The organism is Mycolicibacterium neworleansense (assembly GCF_001245615.1).
GTDB lineage: Bacteria > Actinomycetota > Actinomycetes > Mycobacteriales > Mycobacteriaceae > Mycobacterium > Mycobacterium neworleansense.
The window spans coordinates 538670-553190 of the sequence record NZ_CWKH01000002.1 but is presented as its reverse complement, the minus strand read 5'-3'; the positions used below and the strand labels follow the sequence as shown (position 1 = coordinate 553190).

The window sequence follows — 14521 nt, the reverse complement described above, 5'->3', positions numbered from 1 at the left end:
TCGGGCAATGTGCCGGGCCAGGTCGGGCGACCCCGGACAGGCCGATACCGCTGAGCCGACATGACGATTGCGCCGAGTCGAATACCGGCGCGCTCAGATCACATCCGCGGGTACGTCGGGTACTCGATTCCCGACAGGTACTGCACGGTGCGCACCACCTGAGACGAGTAGCCGAATTCGTTGTCGTACCAGACGTAGAGGATCACGTTGTCCTCGTCGACGATCGTCGCGTTGGCGTCGATGATGCTCGCCGCGCGTGAGCCGATGAAGTCGCTGGACACGGCGTCGGTCGCGGCGGTGTAGTCGAGGTTGCGGCTCAACGGTCCTGACAAGGACGCCTGGCGCAGGTACTCCAGGACGCCCTCCTTGGTGGTCGGCTTGTTCAGCTGCATGTTCAGGATCGCCACCGAGACATCCGGGGTGGGGACGCGAATCGAACTGCCGCTGATCTTGGCCTTCAGGTCCGGCATCGCCTTGGCGACGGCGGAGGCCGCACCGGTCTCGGTGAGGACCAGGTTGAACGGCGCGGACCGGCCCCGGCGGTCGGCCTTGTGGTAGTTGTCCAACAGGTTCTGGTCGTTGGTGAATGAGTGCACGGTCTCGACGTGACAGCGCGCGACGCCGTACTCGTCGTCCATCGCCTTCAATGGCGGGACGATCGCGTTGGTGGTGCACGATGCACACGAGAAGATCTGCTGTTCGAGGTCGAGGGTGCGATGGTTGACCCCGTGCACGATGTTGGGCACGTCGCCCTTGCCCGGTGCGGTCAGCAGAACCTTCGCGATTCCGGGGCGCAGGTGCTTGGACAGACCGTCACGGTCACGCCACTTGCCGGTGTTGTCGATCAGGATCGCGTTGTCGATGCCGTACTCGGTGTAGTCGACCGAGGCCGGGTCATCGCTGTGGATGAACTTGATGACGTTGCCGTTGGCGATGAGGCAGTTGTTCTCGGTGTCGACCTTGATCGAGCCGTTGAACTGGCCGTGGACCGAGTCGCGGCGCAGCAACGACGCCCGCTTGGCCAGGTCCCCGTGCCCGTTGCTGCGGATCACGACGGCGCGCAGGTTCAGGCCGTTGCCCGAGCCGGCCTTCTCGATGAGCAGGCGTGCGACGAGCCGGCCGATGCGGCCGAACCCGTAGAGCACCACATCCCGCGGGCCCTGCGGTTCGCTCTTGTTGTCGCCGGTCACGTCGCTGAGCGCCTGCGCGGTGAACTCGGGGACGGACAGCTGGCCATCGCTGGCGCGGTAGGCCATCACCAGCAGGCCCAGGTCGATCTTCGACGGGCCCAGGTCCAGGTCGGCCAGTGCCTGCAGGAAGGGGAAGGTCTCTTCGACCGAGAGTTCGTCGCCGCCCACCTGCCGCGCAAAGCGGTGTGTCCGCAAGATGCTGATGACGGACTTGTTCACCAGCGACCGGCTGTGCAGCAGAACCGTCACGCCCTTCGCCCGGTGCAGGGTTCCGATGATCGGGATCATCGCCTCCGCGAGTGCTTCTTGGGCATTCCAGTGGGCGAGTTCTGGCGAGTTCAAATCAAGCGTCCTGTGGGTCGTGTGGGCTGGCCCCTCGGGTGAGTAGCGCTTCGATGTTAACGATTGTCCAAACTCACAAAACGCCACGGTATGGCCGTGAGGCCGGCAGTGGCCCAGGTCACAGGTGGAATGTTCGGATCTGGAGGGGGCGAGAGAGGTTCTCATGCCGGTGCCAGAGCAACCCCCGGACGTCGAAATCGACGAGATCGGGGACCGTCCGATCACCGGTATGTCCACGTCAACGGCGGAACGTCTGGGGCCTGCGCTCACCTACTGGCCGTCACCGCAGGGCGCTGCCCCTGAGCCACTGTTCCCACGTGACGCTCCAGTCGCCGTTCTGCCAAACGGGCAATGGGTCGCCCCCGGTGTTGCGTACTTCGAAGACATCTCCGGGTTGAGAGAATTCGTAGAACCACCGCCCGTTGTCGGCGTTGACGTTCAGGCAACCGTGCGACGTGTTGGTCTTGCCTTGCGCCCAGATCGTGCTGTCGAGTTGGTGGACGTAGATCCCGCTGTTGGTGAGCCGCACCGCATTGCTGACGGTCAACTTGTATCCGAGCCGTGAAGCGACCGGAAGCCCGTAGGTGGAGGAGTCCATGACGACGGTGCCGGCTTTGTCCATCACCGTATAGACGCCGGGCTGGGTCCAGAACGAAATCGTCTTACCTGCAACGGTTTCGGATCCTCCCATGCCCATGGAGGTCGGGATGGTGCGGACCAGCTCGTCATTGCGGTAAACGCGGATCTGCTTGGTGGCGTCGTCGGCGATGGATACGTGAGATTCTCCGACCCGGAAAGAAACTCGACTGCCACTTTGGCCTGCGGAGTCATCCGTACTTCGGCTGTTCGCGGCGGCGACGACCTCGGTGCCCGGGCTGTAGTAGCGCTGCGGTCGCCAGTGGGCGCGCTGGTTGTCCATCCAATACCACGAGCCGTCAACGGGCGGAACGGTCTTGACTGACAGCTGTCTCTCCGCGGCGCCGCGGTCGGCCACCGGTTCGTCGAAGTTGGCCACGATGACGGTGCCGACACCGTAGGTCCCGCCGTCGACCAGCTTGGCGCCCGACGTCGCGGTGAAGCTGACCTGAGCTTTCTCGTTTGACGTGGCCAATGTGTAGGCGACCGGGCCCGAGGGGGCGCTGGGGCGCCACCAACTCGCGCTGACGGTGGAAATGACGATCAGGGCGAGTGCCGACAGGATCGGCGCCGGCCGTTTTTGGGGTGAACTCGCTGGCATCCCGGCGTCTCCCATCTGCTCCTGCGCGCTGGTGACGCGGTGTGCTAGAACGGAATACGTAGCTACGGCGTAGCTACGTAGGTTTGAGGCTAGCATGGAGGTGCGCGGTGAGTGGACGGCGAGAGAATGTCAACAAGGACCTCGTCTTCATCGGAGGGCTTGTTGTCATTGCGGCTGCGCTGATCGCTTACCTGCTGATACGTCCGGGCGACGACGCGGTCTCCGCCGCGCCCACCACCGGCCCGTCGGTGACGTCCCTGTCCGACGCCGAAGCGGCCGGCGGCAGCCTCGACGGTCGCCGACCTCCGGTGGAGCGTCGTCAGGCGGGTGACCCCCTTGCGTTGGGCGCTACCGACGCGGCCGTGGCATTGGTGGTGTTCTCCGACTATCGATGCCCGTTCTGCGCCAAGTTCAGCCGTGACATCGAGCCCGAGCTGGTCAAGCGCTACGTCGATGCGGGCCAACTGCGCATCGAGTGGCGCGACTTCCCGATCTTCGGCCCGCAGTCGATGTCAGCCGCGCGTGCCGGTCGTGCGGCGGCCGAGCAGGGCAAGTTCTGGGAGTTCAACCGGGCCGTCTACGCCGCCGCGCCAGAGCGATCGAAGGCGGACCTGACAGACGCGGCCTTGATCGAGTACGCCAGGGAGGCAGGAGTTCCCGATATCGGCAGATTCACCGCCGGCCTGCGCGGAAACACCTTCGACGCTGCGATCAATGCCGATCTGGCCCGGGGCACGGCAATCGGCGTCCCCAGCACTCCGGCATTCCTGATCAACGACGTGCCGATGCTCGGGGCGCAGCCCACCGAAGAGTTCGTGCGCGCCATCGACGCGGCGCTGGCCGCTCGATGACCGGTATCGGCCTGCTCGGAGCCTTCCTCGGCGGGCTGGCCTCGCTGCTCAGCCCCTGCTCAGCCCTGCTCCTGCCGTCGTTCTTCGCGTACGCCTTCGATCGGGCGCAGCTGTTGATTCGACGTACTCTCGTGTTCTGGGTGGGTCTCTGCGTGGTGCTGGTGCCCCTGGGCGCCGGTGTTGGCCTGCTGGGCAGCGCGGTTACGCGCTATCGCGGCGAAGTGACCGTCGTCGGTGGGCTGGCGCTGATCGCCTTCGGGTTGATGACATTGCTGGGCAAGGGATTCGGCATGCCATTCGTGCAGCGGACGATCGGGCGGATCAACATTTCCGGCACGGTCTCGGTGTTCGTGCTCGGAGCTGTTTACGGCCTGGCCGGATTCTGCGCGGGACCACTGCTGGGCGCGGTCCTGACCATGTCGGCGATGGGTGCCGACCCGGCCTACGGGGCACTGCTGATGGCCGTGTATGCGTTGGGGATGGCGGCGCCGTTGTTCCTGCTCGCGTGGTTGTGGGACCGCTTCGAGCTGTCGAAGCGGACCTGGCTTCGGGGCCGGCCGGTGCGTCTGGGCCCGCTGGAGACACACACCACCTCTGTGCTCACCGGGGCGGCGTTCATCATGCTCGGTGGGGTGTTCCTGTTCACCGACGGAACCGCGAATCTCGGCGGCCTGCTTTCCGTCGACGCACAGTACGACCTGCAAGTTTGGCTGGGTCGGCTGTCGTCGAGCGTCGGTGATCCGTGGCTGATCTTGGGCGTGGTGGTCGCACTCATCGTGTGGCGGTCAATTCGTTTGTGGCGGCGGCGGGCCACCGGGATCGGGAGCGCGACGAAATGAGCAGAGCAGCTACTATCGCGCTACATAGGTTCGACGCGCGGGGCCGGGAAATGGTGACGGCGCACCTTGGCGGGCGGTAATGGTTATGGGAATAACGGGATTTGGCGATCTCGAAGCTGTGGTGATGGAAGTGCTCTGGTCGCGTACCGAGCCTTGCACGGTACGCAGCGTGCATGATGAGCTCGTCACCCAGCGCCAGATCGCCTACACCACGGTCATGTCGACCATGGACAACCTGTTTCGAAAGGGATGGCTGCAGCGGGAGAAGGTCGGTCTGGCCTACAGCTATCGGCCGGTGATGAGCCGCGAGGAACACTCCGCGCAGCTGATGCGCACCGTGTTCGAATCTGGCGGTGACAGCGAGCTGATCCTCAACTTCTTCCTCGAGCAGATCGTCGACGACGACTCGACGAAGCTGCGGCAGGCGCTCAAGCGGTTCACCGACGGGCGGTCACGATGAACGCGGTCACCTTTCTCCTCGGCTACGCGATGGCGTTGAGCTGGCTGGCGCCGGTCTTGTTCACCGGCCCGGTCTCGGCCGGCATTCATCCGAGGCTCTCGATAGCGGGCTGGCTGGTGGTCGTCGCAACCGCGTCATTCGCCTGGGTGGCAGCATTGGTGATCCTGATCGCGGGGGCCGCCCACAGCCTGATCACCCGCAGTGCACCGACGTTCTGCGTCGAAACGCTGGGGATCGCCAGTGCGGTGACGTTACCGCCTACTGTGGCTACGGTATTGGTCGTCGCACTGCTTGCAGTCACTGCCGCGGTGGCAACGAACACCACCCGCAGGGTGATCGTCACGTTGTACAGAACGCGGCGCGCCAATCGCCGACACGTCGAAGCGGTCCGCATCATCGGCATGCCCACGGGCCATGACGGCGTCGTCGCCATCACGGCTGACCAACCGACGGCATACTGCGTATCCGGCGGCCGGCGGCGCGCCATCGTCGTCACGACCGCTGCCTTGGAGTTGTTGAACCCGCCGGCGCTGGCCGCGGTTCTGGCCCACGAGCGGGCACACCTGCGAGGCCGTCACCACCATGTCATCGCGATCCTGAGCACCCTCGCGGCTGCGTTGCCCCGGCTGCCCCTGATGCGGGCGGCGGCGCGATCTGTGCCGGTCCTGCTGGAGATGTGCGCCGACGATGCGGCCACCCGCAGGCACGGCCGTGAGCCACTGCTGACCGGTCTCGTCACGTTGAGCACCCGGCTCCGCCTGCCCGACGGTGTGCTGGCCGCAGCCGGCAGTGCGGTGACCGACCGGATAACCCGCCTCATGCAACCCCGGCGGTCGATTCGGTGGCACCCACAGTCGATGACGATGTTGCTCATCGTGATCGGGGCTGCCGCCGCTCCCGCCTTTGCGCTCACGTTGTGCACGCTGCAGCCGTAACTGCCGGGTGAGCGGTCAGACGTCGTGACTGCTGCTCGGACCGGTGCGGGGGCCGTAGCGTTCGGCGTATGCCTGGTGGATGTGCGCGTTCTTCTTGCGTGACAGTTCGTCCACGAGACCCGGATTCAGGCCGTGTTTGGCCAGCATGTGACGACGCCACACCTTGTTCAGAGCGTGTGAGAAGTACACGAACGGGATGAAGATGGGCACCGTCATGCTGGCGTGCAGGTACAGCGACATCGGGATGAACCAGATCGGCGCCAGGACGAGGATGGCCGGTATCGCGACGCGCACCATCATCCGAATGGTGGCTCCGGGGCCGGCGAGGTCCTTGGCCACCCAGTCGCGCATCGAGTCGGGCAGCCGCTTGCCGTAGCAGTACCCGATGTACTGCAGTGGGCCCGGTTTCGTACGTGGGGCGTGGCCGGTGGGCATTGCTGCAGGGTAGCGGTCGCTATGATGGATTGCGAATTTCATCAATCCATCAATCATTGGGGCAGCGGTGACGGACAGCGTCCTGGATGGTCCCGAGCGACCGTTGTACGAGATCAAGGCCAACCTGTTCAAGGCGTTGGCGCACCCGGCGCGCATCCGCGTGCTCGAGATCCTGTCCGTGAACGAGGAGCCGACGCCGGTCAGTTCGATCCTGGCTGCCACCGACATCGAGCCGACCCTGCTGTCGCAGCATCTGGCGGTCCTCAAACGTCACCATGTGGTCAGCGGGCATCGGGTCGGCAACGCGGTGTACTACACGATCGCGCACCCGAAGATCGCTGAATTGCTGCTCATCGCCCGGATGTTCCTCGCCGATACCCTCGCGGCCCAGCAGGACCAGCTCGAGGCGGTCGGCTCGCTGCCCCCGATCGGAACCGCTCGGTGATCAGCGGGGCAGGCGATCCAGCCAATCGGAGTTTCCGTCGACCGATTCACCGTCGATGACCACCATCGGCACTCCGGAGTCGGGGAGCTGCCGCAGTAGCGGCAGGTTGTTGGCCGCGATGATGTGTCCGTCGTAGGGGATGGGAAGCCCCAGCTTGATCATGTCCTGCGCCGACGGTGGCGCACCGGCGCGGTCGGCCAGGCCGGCGAGCTGATCGTTGCTCAGGTCCGTCGCACCCTTTTCCTCCGGCTGCTGATCGGCGGCGAAGATCTGCTCGATGAACCGCCACGTGACGTCGCTCGATTTCGAGTGGTCGGCGACGATGAACGCGGCGTAGATGGCGCGGCTGTCGTAAGTGCCGCTGGCGGAGTACTTTTCGAGAAAATTCACGAGCCGCAGATTGATGTGGAGCTTGCCGGCCTCGATACGCCGGCCGATCTCGGCGCCCTGTTCGCGGACCATCTTCCCGCTGTAGGGGCACAGCGGATCCAGATAGAGGTCGATCTGCCCGGGCGCGGCGGGGTCGCCGATGGAGAGGACGTCGCCGGCCGGCGACGCCTCCGCTGCGTACGCGCGTCCGGCACCCGGGCCCCACATCAAAATCGTCGCCAGCAGGGCCAGCGCCATCGCGATGGAAAACGGCCGGGTCCTAGAACCAGTGCGCCTCACGCTCGAATTCATGCTTCCCATCATGTCCTAGCGGTGTGCGAACGATTCGGGTGGCGGTGATCAATCGGTCGCTCGGTGATCGCCGATGGGGATGGCGATCTCGTTGCGACGTCGGCACGGAGCTGTCCATGGCGGGTCGTAGAACCACGCGGTGGGGTTTCCGGCAGGTTCGAAATTGTTGGAGCGCAGTATGTCTCGAAGTTCAGAGGTGCGCGCTGAGATGCTGCGGGGACCTCGATCACCGCTGAATCGCAGCACCGCAACCGTTTCGGGTGGCACCGTCACCAGTTCGACGCGATGGTCGTCGGGGCTCGGCAATGCTTCCAGTGTCCACTCCGACGGCATGTAGAACCGGATCACCCAGCCCCGACTCCCATCGGCTTGCTGGCCGACCGGTGCGGTCATGGCGATCTTCTCGCGTTGGTGGTTGGCGCCGAAGATGTAGCCGGCCAAGTGGCGAAAGCCCGCGTTGCGGGCGGCCGCCTCGTCTGCCAGCACCGTCGTCTGAGCGGCGATCCGGGCGGCATACCGGCGGATCTCCACGCCGTCGGCGACCTTTTGCACACTGTGCGGCGGCTCCTCGATCCCGCTGCGGGCTCCGGCCACCGAACCCACCGCCTGCGCCATCTGTGTCGCGACCGTTCGCAACTGGTTCAACATCGCGGACCTCCTCTTCCTCTACACAGGTATTCGGAGCCGCGGGGCCAATGGATGCCATCGGTCGCGAAGCATCCGGCCTCCATCGGGGTGGAAGGGCTCAGGCCGGGGGTGCGAGCCCGTTGCCGATGAGATCCATGACGTCGTCGGCGATGTCATCGGGTGTCTTGTCGGAGCCGATGACGTTGTGCAGTACCGCGGTCAGCATGATGGCGCCGAAGATGCTGATTGCGGTGGTCTGTGGGTCGGCGAGATTCCGCAGCGAGCCGTCGTCGGCCCCGGCCCGCAGCACGCGTGCGATCGGTTCGTAGAAGGCCTCTTGAACGGCCGACGCGAGGTCGGGGAGGCGAATCGCGCGGCCCAGATCGCCGACAAGTGCCTGAGCCGTGCCTGGCCGGCTCATGGTGTGCGCCACCTGGACCTGGAGCACTGCCGCCAATCGGTCTCGGCCCAGCCCGGGAGCGTCGGCGGCGGCGGCAACATCGCGGGCCAGCGCGTCCAGGGAGTCCCGGAAGAGGAAGGCGAGGATGTCGTCCTTGCCCTTGAAGTAGTAGTACAGCGTTGCCTTCGGGACGCCTGATGCCGTGGCGATGTCCTCGATCTTGGTCTTCTCCAGCCCGCGGGCGGCAATGAGGTCGGTCGCGGCGTACAGCTTCTCGGCAACGGCAGGGGGCACGGTCCGCCCGCTCTGTTCAACCACGAGCGCAGTCTAGAGCGCTCTTGCGCTGTGTTTGTACTTTGAGTACAAACTAGGTGTCCAAGATCGGCGACCGATCACGTTCAGGGAGAGTCATGGCAGAAGCGCGCACAGTCGACGTCCTCGTGGTCGGATATGGCGCCGCGGGCGTCTGTGCTGCCCTGGAAGCGCGCTCCAGGGGCGCCGACGTGCTGGCCATCGACCGCTTCAATGGAGGCGGCGCGACTCAGGTCTCCGGCGGGATCATCTACGCCGGGGGTGGCACCTGGGTGCAGCGTCAAGCCGGCGTCGAGGACAACGCCGATGCGATGTATGCCTACCTGCAGGCGGAGATCGGGGATGCCGTCCGTCCCGAAACACTTCGACGTTTCGTCGACGGCAGCCCGGCGATGATCGACTGGCTCACCGAACACGGCGTGCCATTCGAAGCCTCGGTGTGTCCGTACAAGACGTCCTACCCGAACAACAAGTACTACCTGTACTACTCGGGCAGTGAGAACTCCGGGCGGTTCCGTGCGATCACCCCGCCGGCCCAACGCGGCCACCGGGCCAAAGGGTCTGGTGCCTCTGGCAAGAAGATCTATCAGCCCCTGGCCGCATCGGCGGCAGCCATGGGCGTGCGCACGCAGTTCCACACCCGCGCCGTCGCGCTGCTGACCAATGCCGACGGCCGGGTGGTCGGGGTACGCGCCAGCACGCTCGCCGACGCACCGGCCTGGGTCCGACACCGCTACCGCGCATACGCTGAACTCGCGATCAAACCGGGCATCTACTACCCGCCGCTGCGGGCCGCGATGGAACGGCTCTTGGACCGCCTGGAGCGCAGGTATGCCCGCACTGTCGACATTCATGTGCGGCAAGCGGTCATCCTCAGTGCGGGCGGGTACATCGCCAACCGCGAGTGGATCGCCGAGCACGCACCGGACTACCGCGACGGACTTCAGCTCGGCACGAGCGCCGACGATGGCAGCGGAATCACTCTCGCCGCCGATATCGGTGCCGCCGTCGATCGCCTCGACAACGTATCGGCATGGCGGTTCATCACCCCACCGAGTGCGTTCCTGGGTGCCCTCGTCGTCAATGATCGCGGACAGCGATTCATCGACGAGACCCGTTACGGCGCGGCCGTCGGGCACGCCATGGTCCAAGATCACGGCGGCCGCGGCTGGATCCTGGCCGATCAGCGGCTGCTCGACGAGGCACGCGCACAGCTTCCCAAGCAGGCCATCTGGTTTCAGCGTTTGCAGATGGAAGCCATGTTGCGTACCGACCGGGTCGTCGGACAGAGCCTGGAGGAAGTCGCCGCCAAGGCCGGCGTCGATCCAGCGGGGCTGCGGGCCACCGTCGAGGCCCACAACGCCGCCGCGGCAGAGGGGCTGCCGGATCCGCTGGGCAAGCCCGCTGAATTCGTACAGCCCGTCGGCCAGGGGCCGTTCTCGCTGATCGCGATATCCATCAAACGCAGCCTGATCAACCCGTGCCCGATGTTCACCCTCGGCGGCCTGATCGTGGACGAAGACAGTGGTGCGGTGAAAACACCTGAGGGCCAACCAATTCCAGGTTTGTATGCCGCGGGGCGAACGGCGATCGGGATCTGCGTCAACTCGTATGTCAGTGGGCTGTCGCTGGCTGATTGCGTTTTCTCGGGCCGACGGGCCGCAGAACATGCCGTTGAATTGGACCCCGTGCCGTCACCCTAGCGTCGACGGGGCCGAGTGCTGTCCACTAGCGGTGACGACAACAGCATGGTGGTCACATGCTCGACGAATGCCTCTTGATCGGAACCCAGGTTGCCTTCGGTCCACTCGATGAACAGCGAGATGATGGCGCCGAACACGGTGGCGTACTGCATCTTCACCCGGGCCGGAGCTGCGGTGCCGGGCCCGTCGGTCGGGATGGTGAGCCCGCCCAGCGTCATCGCGCCGATGGTGTCGCGCACAAACTGCCGCAGTCTCAGGTCGGCGATCGGCTCCACCAAAAGGATTCGGCAGATCCGGGGATCGTCCTTGACGAGTTGGGCTGCGGCTGCCACGCCGGCGCGTGTGCGGGAGGGGAGATCGGTTGCGGGGTCGCCTGCGGCATTGATGGCGCGACGCGCGTGCTCGAAGGTGCTGCGGTAGACCTCGCGGAGCAGATCGTCGGTGTCGGAGAAGCTTTCGTAGAAGAACTTCTGACTGAGTTCGGCCTCGCGGCACACGGCACGCATCGTCATGGCGGCGACCCCGTGGGTGCCGACCAGCTCAACGGCTGCCTGGAGCAGTCGGGCGCGGCGTTCCGCCGACCGTGCGTCGGCGGCCTGGCCGCGGTACGGCCTTGACATGCCGCCAGCGTAGCGGGCACGATCCAATTCCGGAAGCGCATGCTTCCGGAATTGGGAGGGATGCCCGTGGCCGCGCCCAGTGCAGAAGAATCCCGCGCCGAAGTCGAAGCCTGGGAGGCGTTTGTCGACGGATTACGCACTGCCGGTGCGCAACTCGCGATCGACACCGCGGACCTCCCGGAGTCCGAGCGCGCGGATGGCTTCCGCGCACTGCTGAGGGCGGTGTCAAATCAGCTGGGACGCTTCGAAGTCGACCGAGACAAGCCCGAGTTCGTGGCATTCAACGGTTGGCGTCAGAAGTTCCTGATGGACAATCCCGACTTTCAGTACTGGGTGGCCGATATCCGGACGGACGGCCGCTATCGGATCCGCGGTAACCGCGGCGACGCGGCATATGTGTCGATCACCGTCTACGGGGCGAGTGGGGGAGAGGCCCAGGCGACGTCCAGGATCGACAGTGACGCAATTACTTTCGGTGCCGATGGGGCCTACACGGTAACGGTCGGGGGAGCGCCGGACGGTGATTGGCTGGACCTGCCTGAGCGCGCGACCGTGGTCTGGGTACGTCATTTCCACGACGACGTGCGGACCGAACACATCGGTTGGTGTGCCATCGAGCCGGTCGAGGTGCCGCCGACCCCGGCGCCGATCGACCCGGCACGGTTCGGCAAGCACCTGTCCAAAACGTCGGCGGCGATCACGCACCTGCCCCGCATCTGGCACGCCGCCGCAGCCGCCGACGGAACGTCGCCGAACCAGATGCGGCATTGGACCGAGATGGCCGGTGGTGCGGTGTTCACCGAGCCCGCCATTCACTACCTGCGCGGCGGCTGGCAGTTGGGGCCCGATGAAGCACTGCTCATCGAGGGCGAGCTGATGCCGTGCCGCTACTGGAACATCTTGGCGTACAGCAGATTTCTCAACTCACTGGACTATCGACACCGGCGCGTGTCCTATACCGGTGTCACCGCCCAGGTCGATGCCGGCCGCTACCGCTTCGTCGTCTCGGCCACCGATCCCGGCCCGGACGCCGGCGATTGGATCGACAGCGAGGGACGCGCATTCGGCATCGTCGTCATGCGGTTCCTGCAACCCGAACATCAGCCGGTCGTGCCGACGACGCGCGTCGTGCGGCTGACAGACCTGGCGCAGCGCGCATGAGTGGTTGGACCGCGCCCGCCCGCACCCCGCAGGCGCTCGAGGCATACGCGGCGGCCGAAACAGATCGGGCTGTCCGTCCCGAGCGGTATCAGCTCGGCGCCGATGCGATCGACATCGTCGTCGACCGCGCAACCCGCGGTGCGGGCGCCGGTGCCCTCGGAGACCCCGACCAGTGGCGTCCAGGGCTGCGGCAGTACCTCGCGTCGGCCGAGGAGGACGGCCGGCTCAATGCGCTCGGCGCGCTGACCGCCCAACGGACGGCGGCCGGAAGACTGGCTGCCCGGATCGCGATCGCGCGGCACCTGAACGAACATCCGGCGACCGAGAACCGACAGCTCGCGCCGCCGGTCATCATCACCGGAGGCTGGCGCACCGGCACCACGTTCCTGTTCCGGCTACTCGACCGCGACCCCAGATTGCGCGCGCCGCTGCCCGCCGAGCTGGGTGCTCCCTGGCGGCTACCCGGGGACCTCGACCCCGCGGAGCGGGTGCGGCGCCTCGAGGAGGCTGCCGCCGGCCAGTACCTGCTACACGTGCTGAACCCGGCGATGGCGATCGTGCACGACTCCGGGCCCGATCTGCCCGAGGAGTGTGTGCTCGGCATGGGGACGACGCTGCGCAACTGGGGGTTCACCGCCACGACCCGCCTGGACGGCTACGCACGCTGGCTGGCCGGTCAGGACTTCGCACTCGAATACGCCCAGCACCGGCGCATGCTGCAGATCCTCGACGCCGGCGACGCGCGCCGCTGGGTGCTCAAGGCCCCGGCACATACCGCAGAGCTCAGCCATGTGATCGCGACATATCCCGGCGCCTGCATCGTGGCGCTGCACCGCGACATCGTGGAAACCGTCACCTCCGGTGCGAGCCTGTTCGCGACGTATCGGTCCACCTACAGCGACCACGTTGACGGGATGGACGTCGGCCGGTTTCAAACCGAACAGACCGAACTGTGGCTGCGGCGCGCCGTGGCCGCACGAGCCGCGGCGGAGCCGACCGTCACCTGGCTCGACATCCAATACACCGACCTGGTCGCCGACCCCGAGGAGACGGTGCGTCGCATCTACGCCGCCGCGCAGATGGAGGCGCCCGACATCGCCGCAATGCTCGCCGCGCACCACCGCGCCCAACCCCGCCACGGGAAAGGCAAACACCACTACCGGCCCGAGCAGTTCGGCATCGACCCCGCCGAGCTGCGGGAGCGCATGAGTTTCTGTACCGAGAGGTTCAAGACTGACGCGCCGTCCGGGTAAGGGGCGACTGGCGCTTCTCGCGCCGCGCCATTACTTTCCCTGAGGTGATGTCCTCAGCTGCTGGCGCAGTCGCACGGTTGATCGTCCCTTTCCTCGCAGTTGCCTCCGTAGTCGGTGCGGGTCTTGCCGCCGATCCGGCGCCGCAGGTGCGCCTGGCCAGTGATGGCAATCCGCTCGAGGGGCACTCGTTCTACGTCAACCCCTCCTCGAAGGCCGCGCGTGCCGCGCAGGGCGACCCGAGCCCTGAGCTGCAGGCGATCGCCAACACGCCCACGGCGTACTGGATGGACAACGTGTCGAGCCCCGCGGTGGACGCGAAGTACATCGCGACGGCGCAGGCCGCCGGCACCATGCCGATCCTGGCGCTGTACGGCATTCCGCACCGCGACTGCGGTAGCTACGCCGCCGGTGGATTCGGATCGGCCGCGGCCTACAAGGGCTGGATCGACGGGGTGGCCGCCGCCATCGGTGGCGGGCCGGCCGCGGTCATCCTGGAACCCGACGCGCTGGCGATGGCCGACTGCCTGTCGGGCGATCAGCGCGAGGAACGCTACAACCTGATGAGCTACGCCGTTGACACGCTGACCCGCAATCCGGGCACCGCGGTCTACGTCGACGCGGGCCACTCCCGCTGGGTGGCCGCCGGCGAGATGGCCAACCGGCTCAACCGGGTCGGTGTGGCAAAGGCACGCGGCTTCAGCCTCAACACCGCCAACTTCTTCACCACCGAGGAGGAGATCGGCTACGGCGACGCCATCTCCGGCCAGACCGGCGGCAAGCCCTACGTCATCGACACCTCGCGCAACGGCGCCGGACCGGCCGAGGGCGAGATGTACTGGTGCAACCCGAGCGGCCGGGCCCTCGGCGCGGCCCCCACCACGGCGACCGGAAACGGAAACGTCGACGCCTTCCTCTGGGTCAAGCGGCCCGGTGAGTCTGACGGCGCTTGCGGCACGGGCGAGGCCTCCGCGGGCACCTTCGTCAACCAGTACGCCATCGACCTGGTCCGCAAGGCGCACGGGTAACGACG

The 14521-nt window shown here is 66.3% G+C and carries 16 protein-coding genes; 9 read left to right on the top strand and 7 right to left on the bottom strand.

The window, feature by feature from the left end:
* Positions 1-98: 98 nt before the first annotated feature.
* A complete protein-coding gene (locus tag BN2156_RS18365) occupies positions 99-1532 on the bottom strand; it encodes a glyceraldehyde-3-phosphate dehydrogenase (RefSeq protein ID WP_090516431.1) in 1434 nt (477 codons plus the stop codon).
* Positions 1533-1812: 280 nt separating this feature from the next.
* Entirely contained in the window at positions 1813-2865 is a 1053-nt protein-coding gene (locus BN2156_RS18360) for a L,D-transpeptidase (RefSeq protein WP_407661729.1), read from the bottom strand.
* A gap of 11 nt (positions 2866-2876) precedes the next feature.
* Here BN2156_RS18360 and BN2156_RS18355 point away from each other — a divergent pair, with 11 nt between their 5' ends.
* From BN2156_RS18355 to BN2156_RS18340, 4 genes are all read left to right on the top strand, one after another.
* A complete protein-coding gene (locus BN2156_RS18355; RefSeq protein WP_090516430.1) occupies positions 2877-3620 on the top strand; it encodes a DsbA family protein in 744 nt (247 codons plus the stop codon).
* The gene (locus BN2156_RS18350; protein WP_090516429.1) at positions 3617-4459 is read left to right on the top strand and encodes a cytochrome c biogenesis CcdA family protein; all 843 of its coding nucleotides are present in this window, start codon (positions 3617-3619) and stop codon (positions 4457-4459) included. The genes BN2156_RS18355 and BN2156_RS18350 overlap by 4 nt, the downstream gene beginning before the upstream one ends.
* An 85-nt stretch (positions 4460-4544) precedes the next feature.
* On the top strand, positions 4545-4919 hold the full coding sequence (locus BN2156_RS18345) for a BlaI/MecI/CopY family transcriptional regulator (RefSeq protein WP_090516428.1): 375 nt from the start codon (positions 4545-4547) through the stop codon (positions 4917-4919).
* Positions 4916-5854 (top strand): M56 family metallopeptidase, encoded by a 939-nt coding sequence (locus BN2156_RS18340; RefSeq protein ID WP_090516427.1) that lies wholly within the window; start codon positions 4916-4918, stop codon positions 5852-5854. The genes BN2156_RS18345 and BN2156_RS18340 overlap by 4 nt, the downstream gene beginning before the upstream one ends.
* A gap of 15 nt (positions 5855-5869) precedes the next feature.
* Here BN2156_RS18340 and BN2156_RS18335 read toward each other — a convergent pair whose 3' ends face one another.
* Positions 5870-6289, bottom strand: coding sequence for a DUF5313 domain-containing protein (locus BN2156_RS18335; RefSeq protein ID WP_090516426.1), 420 nt, complete (start codon positions 6287-6289; stop codon positions 5870-5872).
* Between the two features lie 67 nt (positions 6290-6356).
* Between BN2156_RS18335 and BN2156_RS18330 the strand changes: the two genes are divergently transcribed.
* Positions 6357-6734 carry an ArsR/SmtB family transcription factor gene (locus tag BN2156_RS18330; protein ID WP_090516425.1) on the top strand — a complete coding sequence of 126 codons (378 nt, stop codon included), beginning with the start codon at positions 6357-6359 and terminating at the stop codon, positions 6732-6734.
* Here BN2156_RS18330 and BN2156_RS18325 read toward each other — a convergent pair whose 3' ends face one another.
* From BN2156_RS18325 to BN2156_RS18315, 3 genes are all read right to left on the bottom strand, one after another.
* Complete coding sequence (locus tag BN2156_RS18325) at positions 6735-7361, bottom strand: DsbA family protein (protein ID WP_090516424.1); 627 nt, start codon at positions 7359-7361, stop codon at positions 6735-6737.
* A gap of 102 nt (positions 7362-7463) precedes the next feature.
* The gene (locus tag BN2156_RS18320; protein ID WP_090516423.1) at positions 7464-8063 is read right to left on the bottom strand and encodes an SOUL family heme-binding protein; all 600 of its coding nucleotides are present in this window, start codon (positions 8061-8063) and stop codon (positions 7464-7466) included.
* A 97-nt stretch (positions 8064-8160) separates the two neighbouring features.
* The gene (locus tag BN2156_RS18315; RefSeq protein WP_235625401.1) at positions 8161-8760 is read right to left on the bottom strand and encodes a TetR/AcrR family transcriptional regulator; all 600 of its coding nucleotides are present in this window, start codon (positions 8758-8760) and stop codon (positions 8161-8163) included.
* Positions 8761-8852: 92 nt separating this feature from the next.
* Between BN2156_RS18315 and BN2156_RS18310 the strand changes: the two genes are divergently transcribed.
* Positions 8853-10457, top strand: a complete 1605-nt coding sequence (locus BN2156_RS18310) for an FAD-binding protein (protein ID WP_090516421.1) — start codon at positions 8853-8855, stop codon at positions 10455-10457.
* On the opposite strand, the gene BN2156_RS18305 is transcribed toward BN2156_RS18310, so the two are convergent.
* Positions 10454-11077, bottom strand: coding sequence for a TetR/AcrR family transcriptional regulator (locus BN2156_RS18305; protein WP_090516420.1), 624 nt, complete (start codon positions 11075-11077; stop codon positions 10454-10456). The genes BN2156_RS18310 and BN2156_RS18305 overlap by 4 nt on opposite strands.
* A gap of 66 nt (positions 11078-11143) precedes the next feature.
* Between BN2156_RS18305 and BN2156_RS18300 the strand changes: the two genes are divergently transcribed.
* Genes BN2156_RS18300 through BN2156_RS18290 form a run of 3 tightly spaced genes read left to right on the top strand, consistent with a single transcriptional unit; the run spans position 11144 to position 14516 of the window.
* Positions 11144-12238, top strand: a complete 1095-nt coding sequence (locus tag BN2156_RS18300) for a hypothetical protein (RefSeq protein ID WP_235625400.1) — start codon at positions 11144-11146, stop codon at positions 12236-12238.
* Positions 12235-13491, top strand: a complete 1257-nt coding sequence (locus tag BN2156_RS18295; protein WP_090516418.1) for a sulfotransferase family protein — start codon at positions 12235-12237, stop codon at positions 13489-13491. Before BN2156_RS18300 ends, BN2156_RS18295 begins: the two co-directional genes overlap by 4 nt.
* 47 nt (positions 13492-13538) lie before the next feature.
* Complete coding sequence (locus BN2156_RS18290; protein WP_090517471.1) at positions 13539-14516, top strand: glycoside hydrolase family 6 protein; 978 nt, start codon at positions 13539-13541, stop codon at positions 14514-14516.
* Positions 14517-14521: the final 5 nt, after the last annotated feature.

Excerpts from the sequence above, each read along its gene's own strand:
- BN2156_RS18310 (WP_090516421.1), top strand. The coding sequence starts at position 8,853 with ATGGCAGAAGCGCGCACAGTCGACGTCCTCGTGGTCGGATATGGCGCC.
- BN2156_RS18340 (WP_090516427.1), top strand. The coding sequence starts at position 4,916 with ATGAACGCGGTCACCTTTCTCCTCGGCTACGCGATGGCGTTGAGCTGG.
- BN2156_RS18335 (WP_090516426.1), bottom strand. The coding sequence starts at position 6,289 with ATGCCCACCGGCCACGCCCCACGTACGAAACCGGGCCCACTGCAGTAC.
- BN2156_RS18305 (WP_090516420.1), bottom strand. The coding sequence starts at position 11,077 with ATGTCAAGGCCGTACCGCGGCCAGGCCGCCGACGCACGGTCGGCGGAA.
- BN2156_RS18325 (WP_090516424.1), bottom strand. The coding sequence starts at position 7,361 with ATGGCGCTGGCCCTGCTGGCGACGATTTTGATGTGGGGCCCGGGTGCC.
- BN2156_RS18320 (WP_090516423.1), bottom strand. The coding sequence starts at position 8,063 with ATGTTGAACCAGTTGCGAACGGTCGCGACACAGATGGCGCAGGCGGTG.
- BN2156_RS18295 (WP_090516418.1), top strand. The coding sequence starts at position 12,235 with ATGAGTGGTTGGACCGCGCCCGCCCGCACCCCGCAGGCGCTCGAGGCA.
- BN2156_RS18350 (WP_090516429.1), top strand. The coding sequence starts at position 3,617 with ATGACCGGTATCGGCCTGCTCGGAGCCTTCCTCGGCGGGCTGGCCTCG.
- BN2156_RS18290 (WP_090517471.1), top strand. The coding sequence starts at position 13,539 with ATGTCCTCAGCTGCTGGCGCAGTCGCACGGTTGATCGTCCCTTTCCTC.
- BN2156_RS18345 (WP_090516428.1), top strand. The coding sequence starts at position 4,545 with ATGGGAATAACGGGATTTGGCGATCTCGAAGCTGTGGTGATGGAAGTG.
- BN2156_RS18360 (WP_407661729.1), bottom strand. The coding sequence starts at position 2,865 with ATGCTAGCCTCAAACCTACGTAGCTACGCCGTAGCTACGTATTCCGTT.